Genomic DNA, 23,519 nt, shown 5'->3' with positions numbered 1-23,519 from the left:
CGGGGCGACACCACCCACGGGAAGCGACAGACATGCTTGCATTCATCCTCAGACGTCTGCTGTCCGGCGTCATCCTCATCGCGGTGATCTCCTTCCTCGCGTTCGTGCTCCTCTATGCGGCCGGAGGCGACATCCCCCGCCGCATCCTCGGGGAGAACGCGACAGCCGAGACCGTCGCCAAGAAGGCCGAAGAGCTGGGCCTCAACCGGTCGCTGCTCACCCAGTACTTCGACTGGCTGACCTCCGCCTTCACCGGCGATCTCGGTCGCAGCTGGTTCACGGGAGAGCTGGTCACGACGAGCGTCACCAATCGCGTCGTGGTGACCCTGTCGATCGTGATCGGCGCGACGGTCGTCTCGGCGATCATCTCTGTCGTCGTGGGTGTTCTCGCAGCCCGGCGCGGCGGGGCCATCGACGGCACCGTCCAGGTGTTCTCGCTCATCGGCTTCGCGATCCCCGGCTTCCTCATCGCCCTCTTCCTGGTCCTCGTCTTCGCGATCAATCTCGGCTGGTTCAAGGCGACCGGGTACGTCCCCATCGCGACATCCGTGTCGGGTTGGCTGTCATCGGTCACGCTGCCGATCATCGCCCTGTCGATCGGCGCGATCGCGACCGTCACCCAGCAGGTGCGCGGCTCCGTCATCGACGCCATGTCGCGCGACTACGTGCGGACGCTCCGCTCCCGCGGGCTGAGCACGAACTCGGTGGTCTACCGCCACGTGCTCCGCAACGCCGGCGGGCCGGCCCTCGCCGTGCTGGCCGTGCAGTTCATCGGCCTTCTCGGCGGCGCGGTGATCGTGGAGCAGGTCTTCGCCATCCCCGGCATGGGCCAGCTCACCGTCCGCGCGACGACGCTCGGCGACATCCCCGTCGTCATGGCCCTGGTGATCGTCTTCGCGATCATCGTCATCGTCGTGAACCTCCTCATCGACCTCGCCCAAGCGGCGCTGAACCCGAAGGTGCGACTGTCATGACCGCTGTCGACGTTCCCCTCGATGTCCCCGTCGCCCCGGTGCGCGTGGCGCTCTGGCGGCGACTCGTGCGGCGCCCCCTCGGGCTCGCCTCGCTCCTCTTCCTCGCGTTCGTCGCCGTCATCGCGATCATCGGACCGTGGATCGCCCCGCAGGACCCCAACTACGCCGACATCCGCAACGTGCTGTCGCCGCCCAGTGCCGAGCACCTCCTCGGCACGGACGGCAGCGGCCGCGACGTGCTGTCGCGGCTGCTGGTGGCGACGCAGATCAGCGTCTCCGCGGCCCTGCTCGCCCTCGTCGTCGCCGTCGTCCTCGGCGTGACCAGCGGTCTCATCGCGGGCTATTACCAGGGATGGTTCAACAGCGCGGCGACGTGGGTCACCGAGCTGAACATGGCGCTTCCCGGCATCGTCGTGCTGCTGGCGGCCCGGGCGGTGCTCGGACCGTCCGTGTGGATCTCGATGTTCATCTTCGGCATCCTGCTCGCCCCGGCGTTCTACCGCCTCGTGTACGCCTCGGTCACGGCGGTGCGCTCAGAGCTGTACGTCGACGCCGCACGCGTCTCCGGTCTCAGCGACACCCGCATCATCGGTCGACACGTGCTGTCGGTCGTCCGTGCGCCGATCATCATCCAGGGCGCGATCATCGCCGGCATCGCCATCGCGATCCAGTCCGGGCTGGAGTTCCTGGGCCTCGGCGACATCGGCGTCCCCACGTGGGGCCAGATGCTCAACGACGGGTTCAAGAACATCTACAAGGAGCCCATCCTGATGCTGTGGCCGTCGCTCGCGATCGGGCTCACGTGCGTCGCGCTGACGCTCCTGGCCAACGTGATGCGCGACGAGCTCGAGCGGACGGTGTCGGTCCGGCGCAAGCGCCGCCGCGCCGTCGCCACCGCGACCGGTTCGATCGCGGCCGTCACCACCTCCCTCTCGACCGGCGGCGGAGACGCCGTCGACCTCGACGAACCGCCGATCTTCGAGAGCTCGGGCGTCATCGTCCACCAGGACGACGTCCGCAGCAAGGCGACCGAGAAGGTGCTCGAGGTCCGCGATCTTCGCGTCGGCTACGACCAGCCGGACGGTTCGCACATCGAGGTCGTCCACGGAGTCTCACTCGACATCCGCAAGGGTGAGGTGCACGGCCTGATCGGCGAGTCGGGCTCGGGCAAGACGCAGACGGCGTTCGCTGTGCTGGGCCTGCTCCCCCGCGGCGGTCACGTCACCGCCGGCTCGATCCTGTACGAGGGCACCGAGCTCGCCGATGGCGACGAGCGCGCGTACGCCGGAGTCCGCGGCCAGCGCATCGGATACATCCCGCAGGAGCCGATGTCGAACCTCGACCCCGCGTTCACGATCGGCAGCCAGCTGGTCGAGCCGCTGCGCAAGAACCTCGGGCTCTCGAAGAAGGCTGCGACCGACCGCTCACTGGAGCTGCTGGCGCGTGTGGGCATCCCGAACCCGAAGCGCACGTTCGACGCATACCCGTTCGAGGTCTCGGGCGGCATGGCGCAGCGCGTGCTCATCGCCGGCGCGGTCTCGACCGACCCCGACCTGATCATCGCCGACGAGCCGACCACGGCCCTCGACGTGACCGTGCAGGCCGAGGTGCTCGAGCTGCTGCGCGACCTGCAGGCCGAGCGGCACATGGCCATGCTCCTCGTGACCCACAACTTCGGCGTCGTCGCCGACCTCTGCGACCGCGTCACCGTCATGCAGAGCGGCCTGTTCGTCGAACAGGGGCCTGTGCGCGCGATCTTCAACGACGCGCAGCACCCGTACACGCGGGCGCTGCTGGACGCGATCCTCGACGAGGGTCCCGCCCGCGGCCCGCTCGTCGCAGCGTCGGGCACAGCAACGTCCACAGAGAAGGGAGCACGGGCATGAGCACTCCGACGCCGCAGACGCCGCTGCTCGACATCAACGATCTCGTCGTCGAGTACCCGGGCAAGGGCTTCCGGGCGCAGCCGTTCCGGGCGCTCAAGGGCGTCTCGCTCGACATCCTGCCCGGCGAGACCGTGGGGCTGGTCGGCGAGTCGGGATCGGGCAAGACGACGCTGGGCCGGGCAGCGCTCGGCCTCGCACCCGTCACCGAAGGCTCGATCCGCTACGAGGGCAAGGAGATCGCGCACCTCAAGCGGCAGGAGCGCCGCGCGCTCAGCTCCGAGATCCAGGTGGTCTTCCAGGACCCCTACTCGTCCCTGAACCCGTCGATGACGATCGAGCAGATCCTCACCGAGCCGCTGACGGCGGCCGGCGTCGCCGGCAAGGAGGCGAAGACCCGCGTGCACGACCTGCTCGACCAGGTGGGCCTGCCCGCCGATGCCCGCGGACGCTTGCCGCGCGAGTTCTCCGGCGGCCAGCGCCAGCGCGTCGCGATCGCCCGGGCTCTCGCCCTGCGGCCGCGCCTCATTGTGTGCGACGAGCCGGTGTCGGCGCTGGACCTCTCGACCCAGGCGCGCGTGCTCGACCTGTTCGTCGACATCCAGGACCGCACCGGCGTCGCCTACCTGTTCGTGACGCACGACCTCGCGGTGGTGCGCCACGTCAGCCATCGGGTCGCCGTGATGTACCGCGGCGAGATCGTCGAGTCGGGCGACGGCGAGCGCGTCACTTCCCAGCCCGAGCACCCGTACACGCAGCGCCTGTTCATGGCCGCGCCGGTGCCCGATCCCGACAAGCAGGAGGAGCGCCGCATCGCCCGGCGCGCCCTGCTCGCGTCCGAGGCGGCCGCCGGCGCCGTCTGACGACTCGGATGCCGCAGCCCGGCCCGGCCCGTGGGTGGCGGGCTGCGGCATCCGTCCTCTTGATCCTTCTCTGAGAAAGAACCTTCCCCATGCCCGACATCGCCACGCACCCCGACACGGTGCGCCACCTCGTACCGCTGCTCGATCGCCTGACGCTCGAGCAGAAGGCGGCGCTCGTGCAGGGCGCCGACTTCTGGACCACCGTCCCGCTTCCCGAGATCGGGCTGCGCGCGATGACGCTGTCGGACGGCCCCGCGGGCGTCCGCGGACCGCGGTGGGACGAGCGCGAGCCGTCGCTCAACCTGCCGTCGGGGTCGGCGCTGGCCGCGTCGTGGGACATCGACCTGGCGTACCGGTACGGGGCGGCCGCGGCATCCGAAGCCCGACGCAAGGGCGTCGACGTGGTGCTGGGCCCGACGATCAACCTCCACCGCTCGCCGCTCGGCGGCCGCCACTTCGAGTGCTTCAGCGAAGATCCCGAGCTCAGCGCCGAACTCGCCGCCGCGTATGTGCGCGGCCTGCAGGACAACGGGGTCGCGGCCACGCCGAAGCACTACGTCGCCAACGACTCCGAGACCGACCGCTTCACCGTCGACGTCCGCGTGGACGAGCGGGCGCTGCGGGAGCTCTACCTCCTGCCGTTCGAGCGCGCCGTCGAGGCCGGCGCCTGGACCCTCATGAGCGCCTACAACGCGGTCGACGGCGTCACGATGACCGAGAACGACCTGCTCGAGACGCCGCTCAACTCGGAGTGGGGGTTCGACGGCGTCGTGATCAGCGACTGGACCGCCGTGCGATCGCTCGACGCGGTGCCCGCCGCTCAGGACCTCGCGATGCCCGGTCCCGCCCCCGCGTGGGCCGACCTGGTCACGGCGATCCGTGACGGGCGTCGGAGCGAGGCCGACCTCGATCGCAAGGTGCTGCGTCTGCTGCTGCTCGCCGAGCGGGTCGGCGCGCTCGGCGACGCCGCCCCCGTGGAGCCCGCGCCGCTCGATGGGCCGGCATTCGCGCGCGCCGCCGCCATCGAGGGCACCGTGCTGCTGCACAACGCGGGGGTTCTTCCGGTGGATGCCGCCTCGCTCGGTCGCCTCGCCGTCATCGGGCAGAACGCGCGCGAGGCGCGGACGCAGGGCGGCGGCAGCGCCACGGTGATCCCCGAGGCCGTCGTCTCGCCGCTCGACGCGATCCGCACCGCGGTGCCGGGCGCCGACGTGCGGTACGAGATCGGCGCCGTGGTGCAGGAGGGCGTCGCCGAGATCCCACTGGCACAGCTGCGCAACCCGGCAACGGGCGAGGCCGGCATGCGCGTCGCGTTCTTCGACGCCGAGGGCACCGAGCTCTTCGCCGAGAACCGCCGCTCGACCGCGCTCGTCTGGTTCGGCGGCGACGCGCCCATCGCGGCGAGCGCGACGGTGGTCTTCGAGACGCTGTACACCCCCGCCGAAACCGGCGAGATCGAGCTCGGCTTCGCGGGCGCCAACCCCGGCCGGCTGTTCGTCGACGAGGGCCTCGTGCTCGACGACGCGCCCGTCATCGAGGGGTCCGACCTCGGCGCGGCGTTCCTCAACCCGCCGTCGATCACCGCGACGGTCGCCGTCGAAGCCGGCCGTGAGACGGCGGTGCGCGTCGAGTTCACCCGCGCCGCCGCCGGCGCGCTGTCGGGCGCGCTCAGCGCGACGCTCGGCATCGCCCCCGAGCGCACCGACCCCGCGGAGCTCATCGCCCGCGCAGTGGCGGAGGCCGCGGCATCCGATGTCGCCATCGTGGTCGTCGGCACCAACGCGAAGGTCGAGTCGGAGGGCTACGACCGCACCAGCCTCGACCTGCCGGGTCACCAGGACGACCTGGTGCGCGCGGTGGCGGCGACCGGCACACCCACCGTGGTCGTGGTCAACGCGGGCTCGCCGGTCGTGCTGCCGTGGGCCGGGGAGGTCGCCGCGATCGTGCAGGGCTACTTCGGCGGGCAGGAGTTCGGACACGCGATCGCCGACGTGCTCACCGGCACCGCCGAGCCCGGCGGGCGGCTGCCCACCACGTGGCCGGCAGCGCTCGCCGATGTGCCGGTCACCGAGGTGGTGCCCACCGACGGTCGACTCGAGTACCGCGAGGGTCTGCACATCGGTTACCGCGCCTGGCTGAAGGCGGATGCCGAGCCGGCGTTCCCGTTCGGCCACGGCCTCGGCTACACGACCTGGACGTGGGATGCCGCGCAGCGCGTGGGCGACACCGTCGAGGTGACGCTCGTCAACACCGGAGAGCGCGCCGGCAAGCACGTCGTGCAGGTGTACGCCGAGCGCGCCGACTCGACCGTGGAGCGTCCGGCGCGCTGGCTCGTGGGATTCGCGACGGTGCAGGCGGCTCCCGGCGAAACCGTCACCGCCGCGATCCCGGTGCCGTCGCGACGCCTCGCGCACTGGGCCGGCGAGTGGGTCGTCGAGCCCGGCGAGTACACGCTGCGCGCCGGCGCCTCGGTCGCCGACCTGCCGCTTACCGTGAACTGGACGGCCGCGAAGTAGCGGCTGCACTTCGCCGACGAGAGGACCGCGATGAACGACGTCACCACCGAGAACCTGCAAGGACGCGCCGACGGGCGTCTCGACGAGATCGTCGCGCGCCTCGACGGCTTCCTCGCCGCCGACCCCGACCTGTCCTTCCAGGTCGCGGCGTTCCACCAGGGTGAGCCCGTCCTCGACGCGTGGGGCGGCCCGCACCTCGCCGAGGACTCCGTCATGGTGCCCTACTCGGTCACGAAGAACACGATCGGCCTGTCCATCGGCCTCCTGGTCGAGCGGGGCGAGCTGGATCTCGATGAGCGCGTCGCGCACTACTGGCCGGAGTTCGCCGCGAAGGGCAAGCACCGCGTCACCGTGCGGCAGCTGCTCTCGCACCAGGCGGGGCTTCCGCAGGCCGCACCGCCGCTGACCTGGGCCGAACTGCTCGACGACCACGCCGCCGCCGACCGGCTCGCCGAGACATGGGCGTTCTGGCAGCCGGGGAGCGCGTTCGGCTACCACGCGGTGACGATCGGCAACCTCGGCGCGGAGCTCGTCTACCGAGTGACCGGGCGCACGCTGCACCAGTTCTACGAGCAGGAGATCCGCGCGCCGCACGGCATCGACTTCTATCTGGGGCTTCCGCCCGGCCATGAGTCGCGCCGGGTTCCGGTGCTGCCGATGATCCGGCCGGCATCCGACACCACCCAGATGCAGCCGACCGCCCTCGGCCTTCACACCTGGGTCACGCCCGGCCCGCAGATCGATCTCGCCAACGAGGAGGCGAGCTGGCGCTACGGTCATCCCTCGGGTTCGGGCACCGGCACGGCGCGCGGTCTCGCGCGCCTCTTCGCCGCCGCGACGACAGGGGTCGAGGGGGCGGCTCCGTTCCTCTCGGCAGACACCGTGGCGCAGATCGGCCAGCAGCAGGTCCACGGCTTCGACGAGGTGCTGGGCCTCCCCGACCGCGCGCACGCGATCATCTTCCAGAAGTCCACCGCCACGATGCCCTTCGGCGGGCCGCGAGCCTTCGGTCACGACGGGGCGATGGGCGCGCTCGCGTGCGTCGACCCCGACACCGGCCTGGCCTTCGCGTGGACCATCGCGCGGGGCGCGTGGCCCGGGGGCGCGGACCCCCGTGCCGTCGCTCTCGCCCGCGAGCTCGGCATCCTGCTCTCCTCCTGACCGACCCTCGCCCTTTCGAACCCGGGAGCACTCCGTGACCTCGCTCTACAACCCCCTGATCAACGGCTTCCACCCGGACCCGAGCGTCGTCGCGATCGACGGCGTCTACTACCTCGCGACGTCTACGTTCGAATACCTGCCGGGGATCCCGATCCACCGCTCCACCGACTTCGAGTCGTGGGAGCTGATCGGGCACGTCGCCACGCGTCCGGGGCAGCTGGCAGTCGAGGAGGTGCCGACGGCGGGCGGCGCGTGGGCGCCGACGATCCGCCACCGCGACGGCGTGTTCCACCTGGTCATCACTGATGCGATGGGGCGCGGGATGCTGCATTTCACCGCGACGGATGCCGCCGGTCCGTGGAGCGACGGCGACCTCATCCGCAAGGCCGACGGGTCGGGCTCGGTCGACGGCATCGACCCCGACATCGCGTGGGATGCCGAGGGCACGGCGTACATCACCTTCTCCGGCCTCCTCCTCGGCGGCGAGCAGGCGGGGCAGCATCTCGGCATCCAGCAGGTCAAGGTCGATCTCGACAGCCACCTCGCGTTCGAGGAGCCCCGCTCGCTGTGGTCGGGCACCGGCGGCGGGTTCCCCGAGGCGCCGCACCTGTATGAGGTGGACGGGCGGTGGTACCTGATGATCGCGGAGGGCGGGACCGAGCGTGGCCACGGCATCTCGATCGCCCGCGGCGACTCGCCCGAAGGACCGTTCGAGACCGCCCCGCAGAATCCGCTGGTGACCGCGCGGGGCACCACTCGCCCGGTGCAGAACACCGGCCACGGCGACCTCGTCATCGGCCCCGACGGCGACTGGCTCTGCGTGCTGCTGGGCGTGCGCCCGCGCAGCATGACGCGCGCGTTCTCCGCTCTCGGGCGGGAGACGTTCGTGACGAGCGTGCGCTGGCAGGCCGACGGCTGGCCCGCGATCGACCCGGTGCTGCTCCACCCGCGGCCCGGCACCCGCGTCGACATCCGGTTCGCGCCGGATCGGGAGCTCGACGGCGAGTGGATCGCCGTGCGCGCGCTTCCCGCCGCGCACGCGGACCTTGCCGCACGCCCCGGTTGGATGACCCTCCGCGCCGACGGGTCGACGCTCGATGACCCGCGCCCGGTGTTCGTCGGCCGCCGCCAAGAGCACCTCACGAACGCCGTCACCGTGACCATCGACGTCGCCGCAGGCGTCGGCGGGCTCGCCGTGCGCTACGACGAGCGATTCCATGTCGAGGTCGAAGCGGGCGGCGGCGAGATTGTCGGCAGAACCAGCATCGGCGGGCTCGTGCAGGAGTGGCACGCGCCGTTCGACGGCGGCACGCTCGACCTCCACCTCGAGTCGCGCAAGCCCGAGGCGGCGCAGGGCTTCCCGCGCACGAGCGACGTCTTCCACCTCGCCGCGACCGTCGACGGCGAGCGCGTCGAGCTCGGCGAGGTCGACGGCCGGTTCCTGTCGTCGGAGACGGCCGAGTCCTTCACCGGCCGCGTGATCGGCGTCTACGCCGTCGCCGGCGAGATCGCCGTCGAGCGGTGGTTCGCCGAGGGCGACGACGACTGACGACGCCGCGCGTTTCGTGGTCACTCGGCGCGACGCCGGTGCTTGGCGGGTCGCAACACACGGCATCCCGTCTCGCGTAGCGGCGTGTCGCGACACTCCAAGCAGAGCCTCGACGGAAGGCTGGCGCGTCCCTAGGCGGCGGTGACGGTGAGGATCACGCGCTGGTACGCCTTGAGAGGGTGGCCGACGGCCTGATCGGATGCCTCGGCGATGACGTGGATCGTCTCGCCGGGGTTCGCGTCCGCGGGCATGAGCACTGACGTCTCGGGCCCGTCGACGGCTGCGAGCGCGGCATCCGCCTCGCACGTCCCGGCCTCCCGGTAGATCCACCAGCGCACCCGCACGGGGTCGCCATCCGGATCGTCGACGACCGCGCTCAGCGGCACCTCGGCCCCGGCGGGCACCGCGAGATCCGTGCCCTGCGCGATTGCCAGCAAGGGGTGATGGTTGGCGTCTTCGAAGCGTGACGAGACGGTCCACCGCAGCCGCGCGGCGAAGTCGCCCTGGGCGTCGGCGAACCAGCGCACGACAGACCCCTCGTCGCCGCCCGGACCGCCGGTCGACCAATCGGCGCTGGGATCGAAAGCCGCGTCGGTGAGGCCCCAGGTATCCGCGCCGTCGGCAGTCCGCTCGTACCTGCCGCCCCAGCCTCCATAGGACGGGTGCTCGTGCGCCCGCAGGCCCGGAACGAGCAGGTTCAGCATGTTCGTGGTGTCGCCCTCCGAGATCCACTCGCCTGCCGGCTGCGGGGGCATCCACACCTGGTAGCCCTGCGCACGCAGCTCGTCGGCCGAGTGCCCTGAGAGGTGGAAGTAGTCGGTCATGTCGCCCGGCACCATCTGGCGTCCATCGCCCCAGACGCGGTACAGCGCGCCGAGGGGGCCGACGCCGATCACGTTCTCGCGCATCCAGTCGGCGGCGAGCAGTCGCTGATCGTCCGGTCCGAGCGTCATCCGTGCCATGTACCCCCACGCCACCGTCGCGACCTCGATCACGCGGATGCCGGGCCAGACCTGTGCGATGTACTCGTCGTACGTGGCGTCCTGCGAGGCGAACTTACTGATCACGGCCTTCGCCGAGACCTCATCGCGCACGCTCTCCCACTGGTCCGACCCCCGGAAGCGTTCCTCGATCGACAGGAGGGCGCGGGCGACCGTGCTGGGGCCGGCCCACAGCTGCAGGAACAGCGGACCCGGGCGATCGTCGAGCAGCGCTTCGCCGATGAGTCTCGAGCCCGGCGACTCGTGTGAGATGTCGCCCTCGAAGTCCACGTTGCCCTCGCGGATCACCGACCGCAGCCGCTCCGCGCTCGGGTAGCGAGGATCATGCACGACCAGGTTCGGGTACACGTCGGCATACGCGTCGACCGCGTCGTCGATGAACCTCTCGCCCTGCGCCCACCGCCACGACGTCTGCGGATCGTCGTACTCGCGGTCGGGGAGGAAGAAGGTCGTGCCCGCCCCGTCGCCCCGCCAGTGGAACCGGCTCGAGGCGTAGATCAGGCCCTCGATCTCCAGCTCGTTGCTGTACAGCAGCAGCCGGATCATCGAGTTGAGGTCGTCGAGCTCGGGATCGGCGGTGATGATCGTCCGCGGCCGTGCCGGGGCGGTGCCCGGCGGCGTGGCGCCGCCTGTGGTGGTGGTCATGAGACGCCTCCCTGCCACCGCTCGAATTCGGCGAGCTTCAGGTACATGTCCTCGAACATCAGCCGCGTGTCGACCCACGTGTAGACCCGCATCGGGCGGGCGCCGGCGACCTCGCGGTAGGCGCCGCCCGCGTCCAGCGCGGGCGTCGGCCGCTGGACGTACCTGCTCGAGGAGGCGTCCGGCTCGAACACGGACTGCAGCGCCGTGAGCAGCACCAGCGGCGAGTCGCCGAGGGCGTACGTCTCGGATCCGCCACCCATGTGCGGCGCCACCATCGCGCACACGTGCGCAACCTCGTCGTACAGGTAGCGGCCGAGCGGACCGATCGCGGCCACACGGACGCGCAGTTCGGCATCCGACACGAGGCACTGCCGGTACACGTCCCGCGGCACCTGCCACAGCGGAATCGTCGAGTCGTTGAACACGACCTGTCCGGCGACCGGGTCGATGAGCAGGTTGTACTCGATCGCCATGGGGTTCGGCGGCGGCACGGCGAGGCCCTCGTGCTCCGCCCCGCCGATCCACACGAGCGTCAGGCGCTCGGCGATCCGCGGCTCGGTCAGATACGCCGACGCGAGGTCGGTCAGACCGCCGCCGGCGACGTAGAACAGCGGGCTCGAGACGTCGTCGCGCAGGGCCTCGGCGATGATGGCGTCGACCGCCGGCGCAGGCTGCGGGGTCGAGCGGTCCGGCAGCGGGTCGTCGGACCCTGCGACGATGACCTCGGTCGATGCGAGGCCCATGCGTGCGAAGACGTCACGGACGACGGCCTCCGCGTCCTGCGCGCTGCGGCCCGAGGGGTTGAAGGGGTCGTCAGCGCGCAGATGCGACGCCACGATGAGCGGGATATCGACGCTGGGCGACAGCAGATGATGCACGAGCTGGTAGAGGTCGTCGGGGTCGCCCGCGAAGTCGTTGTCGATGATGACGCGCACGCGTGGTCCGCCGACGGGCGGGATCTGCTGCCAGGGCGTCTCGCCGAGGCGCCAGCGGTGCACGGCGCGCGGGTGGGCGTTCCCGCTCGGAATCTGCGTCATCGTCGACTTCCCTTTCGCCGCGGCGTCACGAACGATCTCGCCGGTAACTGTAACACCGGTTGACCAATCGACCCGCACCGCGCGCGACTCGAGATCGGCGCGTCAGCGCGGCTCCCGTACCCCCACCCGCTCGAGATGGGCGTTCGTGAACCGGCCGTCAGGGTCGAGCCGCTCGAACACCGCCCGCGCGTCGGCGAGGCGCGGGTGGACGCGCTCCATGGCCGCCCGGTCGAAGCCGTGCAGCTTGCCCCAGTGCGGGCGGGCGTCGAACGGCTGGAGCGCCGCCTCGATGCGGCCCAGCGCGGCGGCGACCTCATCGGGGTGGTTCAACCACGTGAAGTGGATGATCACGACGTCGCGACGGTACGCGGGGCTCAGCCACAGCTCGTCGGCGGCGGCGGTGCGCAGCTCGGTCCAGATGAGGTGGGGACGGATGCTCTCACCCAGGGCCCGCACCGCGTTCAGCGCGGCGGGCGCATCGGCGCGGGCGACGAAGTACTCGCTCTGGATCTCGTCGCCGAACGAGGGCTGGGCGTCGAGGCGGAAGTGCGGCAGCCGCAGCATCCACGGACCGGGGACGCCCGCCAGCTCCGTGACGTTGTCCTCGACGCCGAGCGGAGAGTCGCCGGTGAGCGCGCGGACGCCGTCGAAGATCGTGTCAGGCACGACGTCGTCGTCGGCGTCCAGCCGTGTCTTGATCCACACGTAGCCGACGGACGGCTCCTCCCACCGCGAGAACACCGAGACGCTGTAGCCGGCGGAGGTGATCTCGTCGTAGTGCGCGAGCGCCGCGTCCCAGCTGACTCCGGTGTAGATGTCCTGGCGGACGCGGAACGACGGCTGGATGTCGAGCGTCAGCGACACGACGATGCCGTACGCGCCGAGACCGACGACGAGCGCGTCGAAGTCGGGGTCTCCCCGACGCACGTCGTGCACGTCGGCGTCGGCACCCACGTAGCGCAGCGCACGGACCGATGCCGACAGCACCGGGTTGGCGTCACCGGATCCGTGCGTGCCGGTCGCGGTCGCGCCCCCGACGTTGATGTGCGGGAGCGAGCCCATGTTCCGAAGCGCCCAGCCGCGATCGTCGAGCCACATCGCCAGCACCCCGTAACGGATGCCGGCCGGCACGGTGACCGTCTGCGCGGCCTCGTCGAGCTCGAACTCGGCGGCGAAGCCGGTCACGTCCACGAGCGTGCCGGTGGTGTCGGGCAGGTCGGTGAACGAATGGCGCGTGCCCAGCGCGCGGACGCGCCCCGGTTCGCGGAGCACCCGGCGCACATCGTCGACCGATGCGGCTTCGACGATCCGCGGTGCGGTGTACTCGTAGGTCCCAGCCCAGTTGCGCGCCACGGCGACTCCTCTACCTCTCGACCGCTTCGATGCTCGAACCGGCACTTCTGGATGCAGCGCTCAGGGCGCGGCTTCGGCGGCCAGGCGCTGCGATGCCGTCGCCATGTGCGTCGCCATGGCGGAGGCCGCGGCATCCTCGTCGCTCGCCTCGATCGCCCGGAAGACGGCCCCGTGCTCGTCGATCGCGATGCGCGCCTCGGCGTCGTCGTGCACGGCGCGATCCGCGTAGACCTGCAGCAGCGAGCGCACGACGTGGAGCAGATCGACGAGCGTGTCGTTGCCGGCGGCGGTGGCGAGCGCGTTGTGGAAGTCGAGATCGGCGCGGGCGAACGCCCTGAGGTCGCTGACGCCGGTACGCATGCGGGCGAGCGAGTTCGACAGGGACGACAGATCGGATGCCGCAGCCCGGCCGGCCGCGAGGCGGGCGACGTAGATCTCGAGGCCCGAGCGCAGCTCCAGCAGCTCGGCGGTGTTCTTGCTGCCGATCAGCAGGCCCCACCGCAGCGTCTGCGGCAGCAGCTCGCTGGCCGTGCCCCGCAGGTAGGTTCCCGAGCCCGGGCGGACGTCGACGATGCCCAGGATCTCGAGGGCGGCGAGCGCCTCGCGCACCGCCGAACGTCCGACGCCCAGGGTCGATGCCAGTTGGCGCTCGGGCGGCAGCCGGGTCCCTGCTTCGAGATCGCCGCTCGTGAAGAGGTCCATGAGCCGCCGGGCGACCTCCGACACCGGCGTGCCGCTGGGCAGCGCGCCGAGCGCGGCGGTGATCTCGGCCGAGCGGTCGTCGGGGTAGGCGGGCATGCGAACAACCTACGGCAGTCGCGGCATTCTCGGGATTGCTTTCGGTCAACCGGTTTGTCACACTGTGGTCAGGCGACGCGAGTCGCCTTTCTCACGGCGACGTGAGAAAGCGTTTCCTGATACTCGACGACGAGAGGCGATCACGATGAAGTTCCGGAGCAGGAAGCTCATGGCGGGCACGGCGGGGGTGGCTCTGGCGGCCCTCGTCGGACTGACGGGATGCGCCTCGAGCGCGCCGGTCAGTGCACAGCCGACGCTCGATCCCGACGAGGACGTGTCGATCACCTTCACGTTCTGGGGCAACGACGTGCGCGCCGAGCTGTACAACGAGGCCATCGCGGTCTTCGAGGAGCAGCACCCGAACATCGACGTCGACATCATCTTCCTGGCACCCGCCGACTACTGGGAGAAGCGTCAGATCGAGGCCGCGGGCAAGGGGCTGCCCGATGTCGTGACGATGGATCTGGCCTACCTGCGGCAGTACTCGCAGAGCGGATCGCTGCTCGACCTCGAGCCCTACCTCGGCACGATCATCCAGACCGATCCGATCGATCCGCAGGTGCTGTCGGCCGGGGTCGTCGACGACGTCACCACCGCCGTGCCCCTGTCGACCAACTCGTGGGGCATGTTCCTCAACACGACGCTGCTCGACGAACTGGGCGTCGAGCCCTTCACCGACGGCACGTGGGACGACTACTACGACTGGGTCGCCGAGGTCAGCGACGCCGCGAAGGCGGCGGGCGTCGACGCCTGGGGCGGCGTGGATCCGACCGGACGCATCGAGAACTTCGAGCTGCAGCTGCGCGCCGAAGGCGACAACCTGTTCGACGAGGACGGAACTCCGGGCTTCGACGAGGAGCGGCTCGCGGAGTTCTGGGACTCGGCCTCGGCGGAGCGCGATGCCGGCCAGTTCGTGCCGCAGCAGCGCATCGCCGAGGTGCAGCCGCTCACCGCATTCGACAGTGCGCTGAGCGCCAGCGACGCCACGTGGGACAACACCGGCGCCGGCTTCCTGGGGAACCTGGGCGAGGGCTACGACATCGAGCTGATCGCTCCCCCGCTCTCGGTCGAGGACGGCGAGGATCTCTACCTCAAGGCGTCGCAGATGTACTCCATCGCCGCGAATTCCGAGCACCCCGCGGCGGCGGCCACGCTGATCGACTTCCTCATCAACTCGCCGGAGTCGGGCGAGATCTTCGGCACCAACCGCGGACTGCCCGCGTCCGAGACGGCGCGCGAGTCGGCGAACCTCGACGAGCTCAGCCAGACCATCGCCGACTACGAGGCCTCCATCGCCGACCGCCTGGGCGAGGCGCCGCCGGTGCCGATCGTCGGCTACGGCTCGCTGCACGAGAAGTTCCGCGAGCTCAGCGAGGAGATCAACTTCGGCACGATGTCGGTCGACGATGCGGTGTCGCAGTTCTTCGCCGAGATGGACGTCGTGATCAGCAGTCAGTAGGGGGGCGCGGAGGCCGGCCGGTGCGGCCGGTCTCCGCATCCCCTCGTCAGCACGGTCCCCGTCCCACCCACCTCGAGGAGCTTCGCGTGCCAGCGCCCCACCCTCTCGTCCACGCCCCGGCGCCCCGGCCGTCACTCGGCATCCAAGGGCCGGTGATCGCCTTCCAGGACCCGTGGTCGGGCGAGGCATCGGACACGATCATGCGCACCGGAACCGGCATCCCGATCCCCTCCCAGGATGCCGCACCCACCCCCGCCGAGTTCGTGAAGGCGCTGCGCGAGCTCGGTGCTGACTTCTACGTGCACCACGTCGTGCCGACCGTGTCGGATCACGTCGCGCTGCTGCGCGACCTCGACGATGCCGGGATCGACGTCGTGCTGGGCAACGAATACGGCAACATCAACGGCCCGTATGTCGACGGCACCAACCGCTACGACGTGCCGACGGAGCTGGTTCGGGATGCCGCGGCCTCCGGCCGTCTCGCCGGCGTGCTCTACGACGAGCCCGAGCACCTCCAGATCCACGCCGACCAGTACCGCACGGACGCCCACCTGCCCCACTTCGGGCAGACCGACGGGCTCGGCGCCGAGGACGCGGTCGCCGTGATCGACGCCACGGTCCGGGGCATCGTGCAGGGTGTCGACGACGCCGTCGCCGATTCGGGGGCCGCCGCGGTACCCGTGCTCGCCGAGCAGGTCTTCCCGGTGATGTTCCACGCGCTCGCGCGGGCCGGGATGACTCCGGCGCCCAAGGTGATGAAGGAGTCCTTCCAGCCGCTGCAGTTGGGGACCGCACTCGGCGCGGCGCGGCAGTACGACCGCGAACTCTGGATCTGCGCCGACCTGTGGGGTCCGGACATCGGCCCGTGGCTGACGCGGGCCCCGGGCTTTCCCGGTCACTCCCCCGCCGAATTCGCCGCCGCCCTGCGGCTCGCCTACCTGTTCGCACCCACCCGGCTGTTCGTCGAGAACATCGACGCGCTGGTGCGCCATCGCGGCGGTGGCGCCTTCGAGCGCACCGCCCACGGCGAGGTGTGGCAGGAGTTCGTGCACGACTTCGTGCCGCGGCATCCGCTCCGGTGGAGCCACCGCGACGCCCGCGCCGACATCGCGCTCGTGCACGCCGACGACAGCGACTTCGGGCGGGGCCACCGGCCGTTCGGCAACCGCGGAGCGACGGCACCCGCCACGTCCCGCAGCGTCTTCGCCGCCTGGCACGCGCTCAGTCACGGCCAGCTCCCCGATCACGGCAGCTGCCTGCACATCCCGGGCTACGACTTCCCCCGCCATCAGCTGAACGCGGTCGAACGATCGCGCTTCCCGCTCGAGGCGGGAGCGACCGCGCAGACGCACCTGCACGGGCTCTTCCAGGCGACGCGCAGCGTTCTCGTGTTCGACGAGCACGTGCGCGCGGATCAGTTGACGGATGCCGGACTCATCGTCGTCGCCGGCAGCAGGCTGCCGCAGGCCACGATCGGCGCGCTGCGCGCCCGGGCGCACGCGGGCGCGACGGTGCTCATCGCCTCCTGGCTCTGCCCCGCGGACCACGGGGTGAGCGAATCCGTCGGACTCGGGAGCTGGGTGGTCTATGACGGCTTCGACGACGACGGTGCGCAGGAGGCGATCGCGGCCCACGCCGGCCCCCCGGACGTCTGGAGCCAGCGCTTCGGCGATCACGAAGTGCGGATCCGTGCGGCAGGCACGGGGGGCGAGACGCTCGACTTCGAGATCGCGGACGCCGCGCGCCGACGGATCGGCTGAGGCGCGGCATCCGACATTCCTTCTTGCAATTGGTCAACCGGTTTGCCACAATGGGTCCGGTAACCCACCTCGATCACCGTCGATGAGCAGGAGTCACCGTGGACCAGAATCAGACCGTCGCCGACGCGCCGCCCGTCGCGCGCTCCGCGATCCGCAAGGTGTCGACACGCCTCGTGCCGTTCGTGGCGCTGATGTTCTTCATCAACTACCTCGACCGCACCGCGATCGGCTTCGCCGCCCCCAACGGCATGAACGAGGACCTCGCGCTCAGCGCCGCCCAGTTCGGGTTCGCGTCCGGTGTCTTCTTCATCGGCTACATCCTGCTGGAGGTGCCCTCGAACCTGGCGCTGCACCGGTTCGGCGCCCGGCGCTGGCTCTCGCGCATCATGGTCAGCTGGGGCATCGTCGCGCTGCTGTTCACGTGGGTGCAGAACTTCGAGCAGCTCGTCGTGCTGCGCTTCCTGCTCGGCGTGGCCGAGGCAGGCTTCTTCCCCGGTGCGATCCTCTTCCTCAGCCTGTGGGTGCCCGCGCAGTACCGCGGCCGCATCCTCATGCTCTTCTACCTGGCGCAGCCGCTCACGACAGTCATCGGCGCCCCGCTCGCCGGCTGGCTCATCCAGCAGCACGGGGCCTTCGGGCTCGAGGGCTGGCGGTTCATGTTCCTCGGTGTGGCGATCCCCGCCATCGTGGTCGGCGTCATCGCCTGGTTCTACCTCAAGGACAAGCCGACTGACGCGAAATGGCTGACGCGCGACGAGCAGGTCTGGCTCACCGATGCCCTGCAGAAGGAGACGTCGGCGACCCGGAAGAAAGAGCACGGCCACGTCTCGGCCCGCTTCGCGTTCAAGAGCGGGCGTGTGTGGGTGCTCTCGTTCATCTACTTCGGCTTCATCTACGGCCTCTACGCGCTCGCGTTCTTCCTGCCGACGATCATCGAGGGCTTCCAGTCGCAGACGGGCCAGACCTTCGACACGCTGCAGAAGGGCCTCATCACCGCGATCCCGTACCTGCCGGCCGCGATCGTCATGTACTTCTGGTCGCGCGACGCATCCAAGCGGGGCCTCAAGACCTGGCACATCGCGGGTCCTGCGATCGCCGGTGCGATCAGCATCCCGCTCGCGCTGTTCGCCGGCTCGCCCGCGGCGACCATCGCCGTCATCACGATCACGGCGTGCGCGATCTTCGCCGCCCTGCCGAACTTCTGGACGCTGCCCACCCGCTTCCTCACGGGGGCGGCCGCGGCGGCCGGCGTCGCGCTCATCAACACGATCGGCAACCTGGCGGGCTTCTCCGCGCCGTTCGTCACCGGCGCCGTGCACGACTGGACGGGCGGCTACGAAGTGCCGATGTTCATCGTCGGCTTCGTCATGCTGGTGTCGGCGGTGCTCATGGTGCTGCTGGCCCGCAGCAACCGCATCAACCCGGTCACCGTCGAGGAGACGCAGAGCGCGACCGGCGCCGCAGGGACCGACGCGACGGCGACCGGCGCGGCCGCCGTCGACGCGGAGACCTTGCGTGCCGCCGCCGACCCGGAGGGCGACGCGCGATGACGCGACTGTGGAACGAGCCGGCCGACTTCGCCGACGAGATGATCGACGGCTTCGTCGCCGCGAACGGGCGCTACGTGCGCCGCGTCCCCGGTGGGGTCGTGCGGTCGACGACCTCGCCCGCGGGACAGGTCGCCGTCGTGATCGGCGGTGGCTCGGGCCACTACCCGGCCTTCGGCGGGCTGGTCGGACCGGGGCTCGCGCACGGCGCGGCGATGGGCAACCTCTTCGCATCGCCCTCGACGCAGCAGGTGCACGCGGTGGCGAAGGCCGCCGACAACGGCGGTGGCGTGTTCTTCACGTACGGCAACTACGCCGGCGACGTGCTCAACTTCGACGCGGCCGAGGAGCGCCTGCGCGCCGAAGGCGTCGCGTGCGAGACCGTCACCGTGACCGACGACATCTTCAGCGCGACGGCCGACGAGAAGCACAAGCGCCGCGGCATCGCCGGCGACCTCACGGTGTTCCGCATCGCCGGAGCGGCCGCGGCGGCAGGCGCCGATCTCGCCGAGGTGACGCGGCTCGCGCAGCACGCGAACGAGCGCACGCGGTCGTTCGGCGTCGCGTTCACCGGCTGCACGCTGCCCGGCGCCGATCATCCCCTGTTCACGGTTCCCGAGGGCCGGATGGCGATCGGCCTCGGCATCCACGGCGAGCCGGGCATCGACGAGACGGGCATCCCCACGGCCGACGGACTCGCGGAACTGCTCGTCGAGAAGCTCCTCGCGGAGGTGCCGGAGGGGGTCGACGCGGTCCGGGGGGCCCGCGTCGTCCCCCTCCTCAACGGCCTCGGCTCGCTGAAGTACGAGGAGATGTTCGTCGTCTACCGGCGCATCGCCCAGCTGCTGACGGATGCCGGGATCGAGATCGTCGACCCGCACGTCGGCGAGTACTGCACGAGTTTCGACATGGCCGGCACGTCGCTGACGCTCTTCTGGCTCGATGACGCGCTGGCGTCGCTGTGGGAGTCCCCCGTGGACACCCCGGCCTACCGGCGCGGATCGGTCGCCCCGCAGGAGCGGTCGGATACGGCCGCCGCGGCGGACGTCGCCGACGTCATCGAGCCCGGCGACGAGGCATCCCGTGCCGTCGCCGCGACCGTGCTGGCCGCGGTGCGCACGATCGCCGAGACCGTCGACGCCCACGTCGATGAGCTCGGCCGGCTCGACGCGATCGCCGGCGACGGCGACCACGGCATCGGCATGCAGCGCGGTTCGCACGCCGCACTGGCCGCCGCCGAGACGGTGGTGGCTGCCGGCGCCGGCGCTCGCACCACGCTCACACGGGCTGCCGACGCGTGGGCCGACAAGGCAGGCGGCACCTCGGGTGCGCTGTGGGGTGTGATCTTGCACGCGATCGCCGCGAAGCTGGGCGACGAGGGCCGGCCCGAGGCTTCGGCGGTCGCAGCCGGCGTCGCGGCCGGATCACGCGGCGTCACCGACTACGGCAAGGCCGAGGTCGGCGACAAGACGCTCGTGGACGCGCTGGTGCCCTTCACCTCGACGCTGACCCAGGCCGTCGACGCGGGCGCGAGTCTCACCGACGCGTGGCGGAGTGCTGCGGATGCCGCGACCCGGGCCGCCGCCGCGACCGCCGACCTCCTGCCCCGCATGGGCCGCGCACGCACCCACGGCCAGAACAGCGTGGGCACGCCCGATCCCGGCGCGGTCTCGCTGGCGCTGATCGTCACCGCCATCGGAGAAACACTCGCCACCGGCGCCGCCGACACTGCGGCGGCCGAGACCTCAACGAAGGAGAACGCTCATGGCACAGCCTGAGACCGTCCAGCCCCTGCGCATCGTGATCGGCGCCGACGACGCCGGCTTCGACTACAAGGAGATCCTCAAGAAGGACCTCGAGCAGAACGCCGGCGTCGCTTCCATCATCGATGTCGGCGTGGACGCCGACGGCCACACCCCGTACCCGCGCGTCGCCATCGAGGCGGCCCAGCAGGTCGCGGCCGGCACCGCCGACCGTGCGCTCCTGATCTGCGGCACCGGCCTCGGGGTCGCGATCGCGGCGAACAAGGTGCCCGGCATCCGCGCCGTCACCGCCCACGACGCGTACTCGGTCGAGCGCGGCGTCCTGTCGAACAACGCCCAGGTGCTCACGATGGGCCAGCGCGTCGTCGGCATCGAACTCGCCCGGCGGCTCGTGCGCGAGTGGCTGACCTACCGCTTCGACACGTCGTCGGCCTCGGCCGAGAAGGTGGCCGTCATCGACGAGTTCGAGACCACGGGCTCCTGCTGATGAGCGAGCACGAACTCCGCAGGAACGCGCCGATCTCGCAGGATTCCGCGCGGAGTCTGCCCGAATCGCGCGACTCTGCGGAGTTCGTGCACCCGCCGGTCACTGTCGGGGTGAGCCTGAAGACGTACTTCGGGCACGAGCGGGCGCGCGCCTGGTTCGCCGAGGTGGCGACGCGCGCGGCCGCGCACCCCGCCGTGGCCGCCGGCGACGTGCGGCTGTTCGTCATCCCGACCTACCTGCAGATCCCGGCCGCGCTCGACGCCTTCGCCGGCACCCGGGTGCTGGTCGGCGCGCAGGACGTCTCGGAGTTCCAGCCGGGCGCCTACACCGGCGAGGTCACCGCCGCCGAGCTGGCCGAGGTCGGCGTCGCGGTCGCCGAGATCGGGCACGCCGAACGCCGCCGCCTGTTCGACGAGACCGACGGGATCACCGCAGCCAAGGCCGCCGCGGCGCTCGCGCACGGCATCACGCCGGTGCTCTGCATCGGCGAGTCCGAGCGGCTGGGCAGCTCTGCCGCCGCGCTCGCGAACGTCGCGCAGCTCGCGGCCAACCTGGCGCACGTTCCCGCCGGCGCGATCATCGTCGCCTATGAGCCGGTGTGGGCCATCGGCGCGGCCGAGCCCGCTCCCGACGAGCACATCGCCGCCGTGACTCGCGCCCTCCGCGGTGCGGTCGACTCCGACCCGGACCGTGCCGGCAGCGTCGTCATCTATGGAGGCTCGGCCGGGCCGGGGCTGCTGACACGCCTGGCCGACAGCGCCGACGGACTGTTCCTCGGCCGCTTCGCCCACGACCCCGACGCCCTGGTCGCCGTGCTGGACGAGGCAGCGGCGTTGGCCGCCCTTCGTCTCGGTCGCTCGCGCTCCCTCGCTCAGGGACCGGATCAGGCATCCGCACCCGACTCCCGGTCGCTGAGCGAGCGCCAGCGAGACGAAGCGCGGTCGCTGAGCGAGCGCCAGCGAGACGAAGCGTCTCCCCCGAGCGGCGGGCGGACGACAGCATGATCGGCCTCGGCACCTACGCCTTCTTCTGGCAGCATTCCGACCGCGTGCCGGCTCGGCTCGGCGGGTCGCTGTCGCTCGTCGGGGCCTTCGAGGCGACCCGGGCACTCGGCGTGGACCTGTTCCAGATCTGCGATTACGCGCCGCTCGAGGCGATGAGCGACGCCGAGCTCACGGATGCCGCGGCCGCCGCCCGCGACCTCGGCATCGCCGTCGAGCTCGGCACGAAGGGGATCGAGCCCGACCGGCTCGCCCGCTTCCTCGATCTCGCCGGCGTCTTCGAGGCCCGGCTGGTGCGCAGCATGCTGTACTCGCCCGACACCCGGCCCACTCTCGCCCAGGCCGAGGAATGGCTGCGCGCGGCACTGCCGGCGTACGAGGCATCCGGAGTGGATCTCGCCCTCGAGACGTACGAGCAGGTCGCGACCGCCGATCTCGTCGGCCTCATCGAGCGCATCGACAGCCCGCGTCTCGGCATCTGCCTCGACCCGGCGAACGTCGTCGCCCGCCTCGAACTCCCGCGCGACTGCGTCGAGGCCACGGCGGCGCACGTGAAGAACGTGCACGTCAAGGACTTCGCCTTCGCCCGCCAGGCCGGCTGGGTCGGCTTCACCTACGGCGGCGCGCCGATGGGCGAAGGCCTGCACGACTACCCCCACCTGCTCGACACCGTCCGGCCCCGCGAGATCGGAGCCGGCGAACGCGAGGTCAACGAGATCGTCGAGCACTGGCTGTCCTGGCAGGCAGACCCCGAGACCACCGTCCGCACCGAGCGGGAATGGACCCGCCGAACCATCGAATATCTGAGGAGCACGACATGAGCACCACCTCCACTGAGACGTACAAGATCGCCGTCGTCGGCGCCGGCGGCAAGATGGGCATGCGCGTGTCCGACAACCTCGTCAGGACGGCCCACCAGGTCGCCTACGTCGAGAACTCTCCCGCGGGCCAGCAGCGCACGATCGACGCGGGCCGTGAGCTGACGGATGCCGCCACCGCCGTCGCCGATGCCGACATCGTCGTGCTCGCCGTGCCCGACCTCGCGCTCGGGCCGGTCACCGCCGATCTCGTGCCGCAGCTGAAGGCCGGCGCGATCGTGCTGACCCTCGACCCCGCGGCGGCCTATGCCGGACTGCTGACCACCCGCGAGGACGTCATCCAGGCCGTGGCGCACCCCTGCCACCCGTCGATCTTCCTGCAGCGCCAGACGCCCGAGGAGTGGGCCGACACCTTCGGCGGCATCGCGGCGCCGCAGGACGCGATCGCCGCGATCGAGTCCGACGACCCGGAGAAGCAGGCGATCGTCGAGGCGACCGTCCGCGCCATCTACGCGCCCGTGATCGACGTCCACTGGGTCACGATCAAGCAGCTCGCGCAGCTCGAGCCGACCCTCGTCGAGACCGTCGCGTGCATGATCGGCGCCCTGCTCAACGAGGCCCTGCAGGAGGCCGTGAACACCATGGGCGTTCCGGAAGCGGCGGCCCGCAGCATCCTGTACGGCCACACGCAGGTCGCCCTCGCCAACGGCCTGCGCGGCGACAACCCGTTCTCGGACGCCTGCCTCATCGCGATGGACTACGGCCGCGAGAGCATCATCAAGGAGGACTGGAAGAAGATCTTCCGCGACGACGAGCTCGACAAGAACCTCGCGCGGATGCTGCACCTGGACAGTATCGAACGCTGAGCGCTCTCGCGCTGAGCGAGTATCGAGCGCTGACCACG

Annotated in this window: 18 protein-coding genes; 14 read left to right on the top strand and 4 right to left on the bottom strand. The window is 71.0% G+C overall.

The genetic code is table 11. From position 1 onward, the window contains the following. Positions 1-32: 32 nt before the first annotated feature. The 6 genes from NCG93_RS15890 to NCG93_RS15865 all read left to right on the top strand — a co-directional run bounded on the left by NCG93_RS15890 (position 33) and on the right by NCG93_RS15865 (position 8,946). On the top strand, positions 33-974 hold the full coding sequence (locus NCG93_RS15890; protein ID WP_194412737.1) for an ABC transporter permease: 942 nt from the start codon (positions 33-35) through the stop codon (positions 972-974). After that, positions 971-2,860, top strand: coding sequence for a dipeptide/oligopeptide/nickel ABC transporter permease/ATP-binding protein (locus NCG93_RS15885; protein WP_194412736.1), 1,890 nt, complete (start codon positions 971-973; stop codon positions 2,858-2,860). Before NCG93_RS15890 ends, NCG93_RS15885 begins: the two co-directional genes overlap by 4 nt. Then, positions 2,857-3,720 carry an ATP-binding cassette domain-containing protein gene (locus NCG93_RS15880; RefSeq protein ID WP_194412735.1) on the top strand — a complete coding sequence of 288 codons (864 nt, stop codon included), beginning with the start codon at positions 2,857-2,859 and terminating at the stop codon, positions 3,718-3,720. The genes NCG93_RS15885 and NCG93_RS15880 overlap by 4 nt, the downstream gene beginning before the upstream one ends. 89 nt (positions 3,721-3,809) lie before the next feature. Beyond that, positions 3,810-6,236, top strand: coding sequence for a beta-glucosidase (locus NCG93_RS15875; RefSeq protein WP_194412734.1), 2,427 nt, complete (start codon positions 3,810-3,812; stop codon positions 6,234-6,236). 30 nt (positions 6,237-6,266) lie between these two features. Next, positions 6,267-7,397 carry a serine hydrolase domain-containing protein gene (locus tag NCG93_RS15870; protein WP_194412733.1) on the top strand — a complete coding sequence of 377 codons (1,131 nt, stop codon included), beginning with the start codon at positions 6,267-6,269 and terminating at the stop codon, positions 7,395-7,397. A 34-nt stretch (positions 7,398-7,431) separates the two neighbouring features. Beyond that, positions 7,432-8,946, top strand: coding sequence for a glycoside hydrolase family 43 protein (locus NCG93_RS15865; protein ID WP_194412732.1), 1,515 nt, complete (start codon positions 7,432-7,434; stop codon positions 8,944-8,946). A 131-nt stretch (positions 8,947-9,077) separates the two neighbouring features. Here NCG93_RS15865 and NCG93_RS15860 read toward each other — a convergent pair whose 3' ends face one another. The 4 genes from NCG93_RS15860 to NCG93_RS15845 all read right to left on the bottom strand — a co-directional run bounded on the left by NCG93_RS15860 (position 9,078) and on the right by NCG93_RS15845 (position 13,780). After that, on the bottom strand, positions 9,078-10,592 hold the full coding sequence (locus NCG93_RS15860; RefSeq protein WP_194412731.1) for a DUF1593 domain-containing protein: 1,515 nt from the start codon (positions 10,590-10,592) through the stop codon (positions 9,078-9,080). Beyond that, on the bottom strand, positions 10,589-11,629 hold the full coding sequence (locus NCG93_RS15855; protein ID WP_194412730.1) for a nucleoside hydrolase: 1,041 nt from the start codon (positions 11,627-11,629) through the stop codon (positions 10,589-10,591). Before NCG93_RS15855 ends, NCG93_RS15860 begins: the two co-directional genes overlap by 4 nt. Positions 11,630-11,731: 102 nt before the next feature. After that, the gene (locus NCG93_RS15850) at positions 11,732-12,982 is read right to left on the bottom strand and encodes a D-arabinono-1,4-lactone oxidase (protein WP_194412729.1); all 1,251 of its coding nucleotides are present in this window, start codon (positions 12,980-12,982) and stop codon (positions 11,732-11,734) included. Positions 12,983-13,042: 60 nt separating this feature from the next. Beyond that, positions 13,043-13,780 carry a FadR/GntR family transcriptional regulator gene (locus NCG93_RS15845; RefSeq protein ID WP_194412728.1) on the bottom strand — a complete coding sequence of 246 codons (738 nt, stop codon included), beginning with the start codon at positions 13,778-13,780 and terminating at the stop codon, positions 13,043-13,045. Between the two features lie 145 nt (positions 13,781-13,925). Here NCG93_RS15845 and NCG93_RS15840 point away from each other — a divergent pair, with 145 nt between their 5' ends. The 8 genes from NCG93_RS15840 (at position 13,926) to NCG93_RS15805 (ending at position 23,481) form a co-directional block, all read left to right on the top strand. Beyond that, positions 13,926-15,239 (top strand): ABC transporter substrate-binding protein, encoded by a 1,314-nt coding sequence (locus NCG93_RS15840; RefSeq protein WP_194412727.1) that lies wholly within the window; start codon positions 13,926-13,928, stop codon positions 15,237-15,239. Positions 15,240-15,325: 86 nt separating this feature from the next. Continuing rightward, positions 15,326-16,999, top strand: a complete 1,674-nt coding sequence (locus NCG93_RS15835) for a hypothetical protein (protein WP_206687289.1) — start codon at positions 15,326-15,328, stop codon at positions 16,997-16,999. 98 nt (positions 17,000-17,097) lie between these two features. After that, the gene (locus NCG93_RS15830) at positions 17,098-18,549 is read left to right on the top strand and encodes an MFS transporter (protein ID WP_252787578.1); all 1,452 of its coding nucleotides are present in this window, start codon (positions 17,098-17,100) and stop codon (positions 18,547-18,549) included. Next, on the top strand, positions 18,546-20,324 hold the full coding sequence (locus NCG93_RS15825; RefSeq protein ID WP_194412726.1) for a dihydroxyacetone kinase family protein: 1,779 nt from the start codon (positions 18,546-18,548) through the stop codon (positions 20,322-20,324). The genes NCG93_RS15830 and NCG93_RS15825 overlap by 4 nt, the downstream gene beginning before the upstream one ends. Further along, on the top strand, positions 20,311-20,796 hold the full coding sequence (locus NCG93_RS15820) for a ribose-5-phosphate isomerase (RefSeq protein ID WP_194412725.1): 486 nt from the start codon (positions 20,311-20,313) through the stop codon (positions 20,794-20,796). The genes NCG93_RS15825 and NCG93_RS15820 overlap by 14 nt, the downstream gene beginning before the upstream one ends. Further along, the gene (locus NCG93_RS15815; RefSeq protein ID WP_194412724.1) at positions 20,796-21,800 is read left to right on the top strand and encodes a triose-phosphate isomerase family protein; all 1,005 of its coding nucleotides are present in this window, start codon (positions 20,796-20,798) and stop codon (positions 21,798-21,800) included. The genes NCG93_RS15820 and NCG93_RS15815 overlap by 1 nt, the downstream gene beginning before the upstream one ends. Continuing rightward, on the top strand, positions 21,797-22,618 hold the full coding sequence (locus NCG93_RS15810; protein WP_194412723.1) for a sugar phosphate isomerase/epimerase family protein: 822 nt from the start codon (positions 21,797-21,799) through the stop codon (positions 22,616-22,618). The genes NCG93_RS15815 and NCG93_RS15810 overlap by 4 nt, the downstream gene beginning before the upstream one ends. After that, the gene (locus tag NCG93_RS15805) at positions 22,615-23,481 is read left to right on the top strand and encodes a phosphogluconate dehydrogenase C-terminal domain-containing protein (RefSeq protein ID WP_194412722.1); all 867 of its coding nucleotides are present in this window, start codon (positions 22,615-22,617) and stop codon (positions 23,479-23,481) included. The genes NCG93_RS15810 and NCG93_RS15805 overlap by 4 nt, the downstream gene beginning before the upstream one ends. Positions 23,482-23,519: the final 38 nt, after the last annotated feature.

The organism is Microbacterium yannicii (genome assembly GCF_024055635.1).
GTDB lineage: Bacteria > Actinomycetota > Actinomycetes > Actinomycetales > Microbacteriaceae > Microbacterium > Microbacterium yannicii.
The sequence above is the reverse complement of the archived record's forward strand: the minus strand, read 5'-3'. Positions and strand labels throughout refer to the sequence as shown.

Excerpts from the sequence above, each read along its gene's own strand:
- NCG93_RS15890 (WP_194412737.1), top strand. The coding sequence starts at position 33 with ATGCTTGCATTCATCCTCAGACGTCTGCTGTCCGGCGTCATCCTCATC.
- NCG93_RS15885 (WP_194412736.1), top strand. The coding sequence starts at position 971 with ATGACCGCTGTCGACGTTCCCCTCGATGTCCCCGTCGCCCCGGTGCGC.
- NCG93_RS15880 (WP_194412735.1), top strand. The coding sequence starts at position 2,857 with ATGAGCACTCCGACGCCGCAGACGCCGCTGCTCGACATCAACGATCTC.
- NCG93_RS15875 (WP_194412734.1), top strand. The coding sequence starts at position 3,810 with ATGCCCGACATCGCCACGCACCCCGACACGGTGCGCCACCTCGTACCG.
- NCG93_RS15870 (WP_194412733.1), top strand. The coding sequence starts at position 6,267 with ATGAACGACGTCACCACCGAGAACCTGCAAGGACGCGCCGACGGGCGT.
- NCG93_RS15860 (WP_194412731.1), bottom strand. The coding sequence starts at position 10,592 with ATGACCACCACCACAGGCGGCGCCACGCCGCCGGGCACCGCCCCGGCA.
- NCG93_RS15855 (WP_194412730.1), bottom strand. The coding sequence starts at position 11,629 with ATGACGCAGATTCCGAGCGGGAACGCCCACCCGCGCGCCGTGCACCGC.
- NCG93_RS15845 (WP_194412728.1), bottom strand. The coding sequence starts at position 13,780 with ATGCCCGCCTACCCCGACGACCGCTCGGCCGAGATCACCGCCGCGCTC.
- NCG93_RS15840 (WP_194412727.1), top strand. The coding sequence starts at position 13,926 with ATGAAGTTCCGGAGCAGGAAGCTCATGGCGGGCACGGCGGGGGTGGCT.
- NCG93_RS15825 (WP_194412726.1), top strand. The coding sequence starts at position 18,546 with ATGACGCGACTGTGGAACGAGCCGGCCGACTTCGCCGACGAGATGATC.
- NCG93_RS15820 (WP_194412725.1), top strand. The coding sequence starts at position 20,311 with ATGGCACAGCCTGAGACCGTCCAGCCCCTGCGCATCGTGATCGGCGCC.
- NCG93_RS15815 (WP_194412724.1), top strand. The coding sequence starts at position 20,796 with ATGAGCGAGCACGAACTCCGCAGGAACGCGCCGATCTCGCAGGATTCC.
- NCG93_RS15810 (WP_194412723.1), top strand. The coding sequence starts at position 21,797 with ATGATCGGCCTCGGCACCTACGCCTTCTTCTGGCAGCATTCCGACCGC.
- NCG93_RS15805 (WP_194412722.1), top strand. The coding sequence starts at position 22,615 with ATGAGCACCACCTCCACTGAGACGTACAAGATCGCCGTCGTCGGCGCC.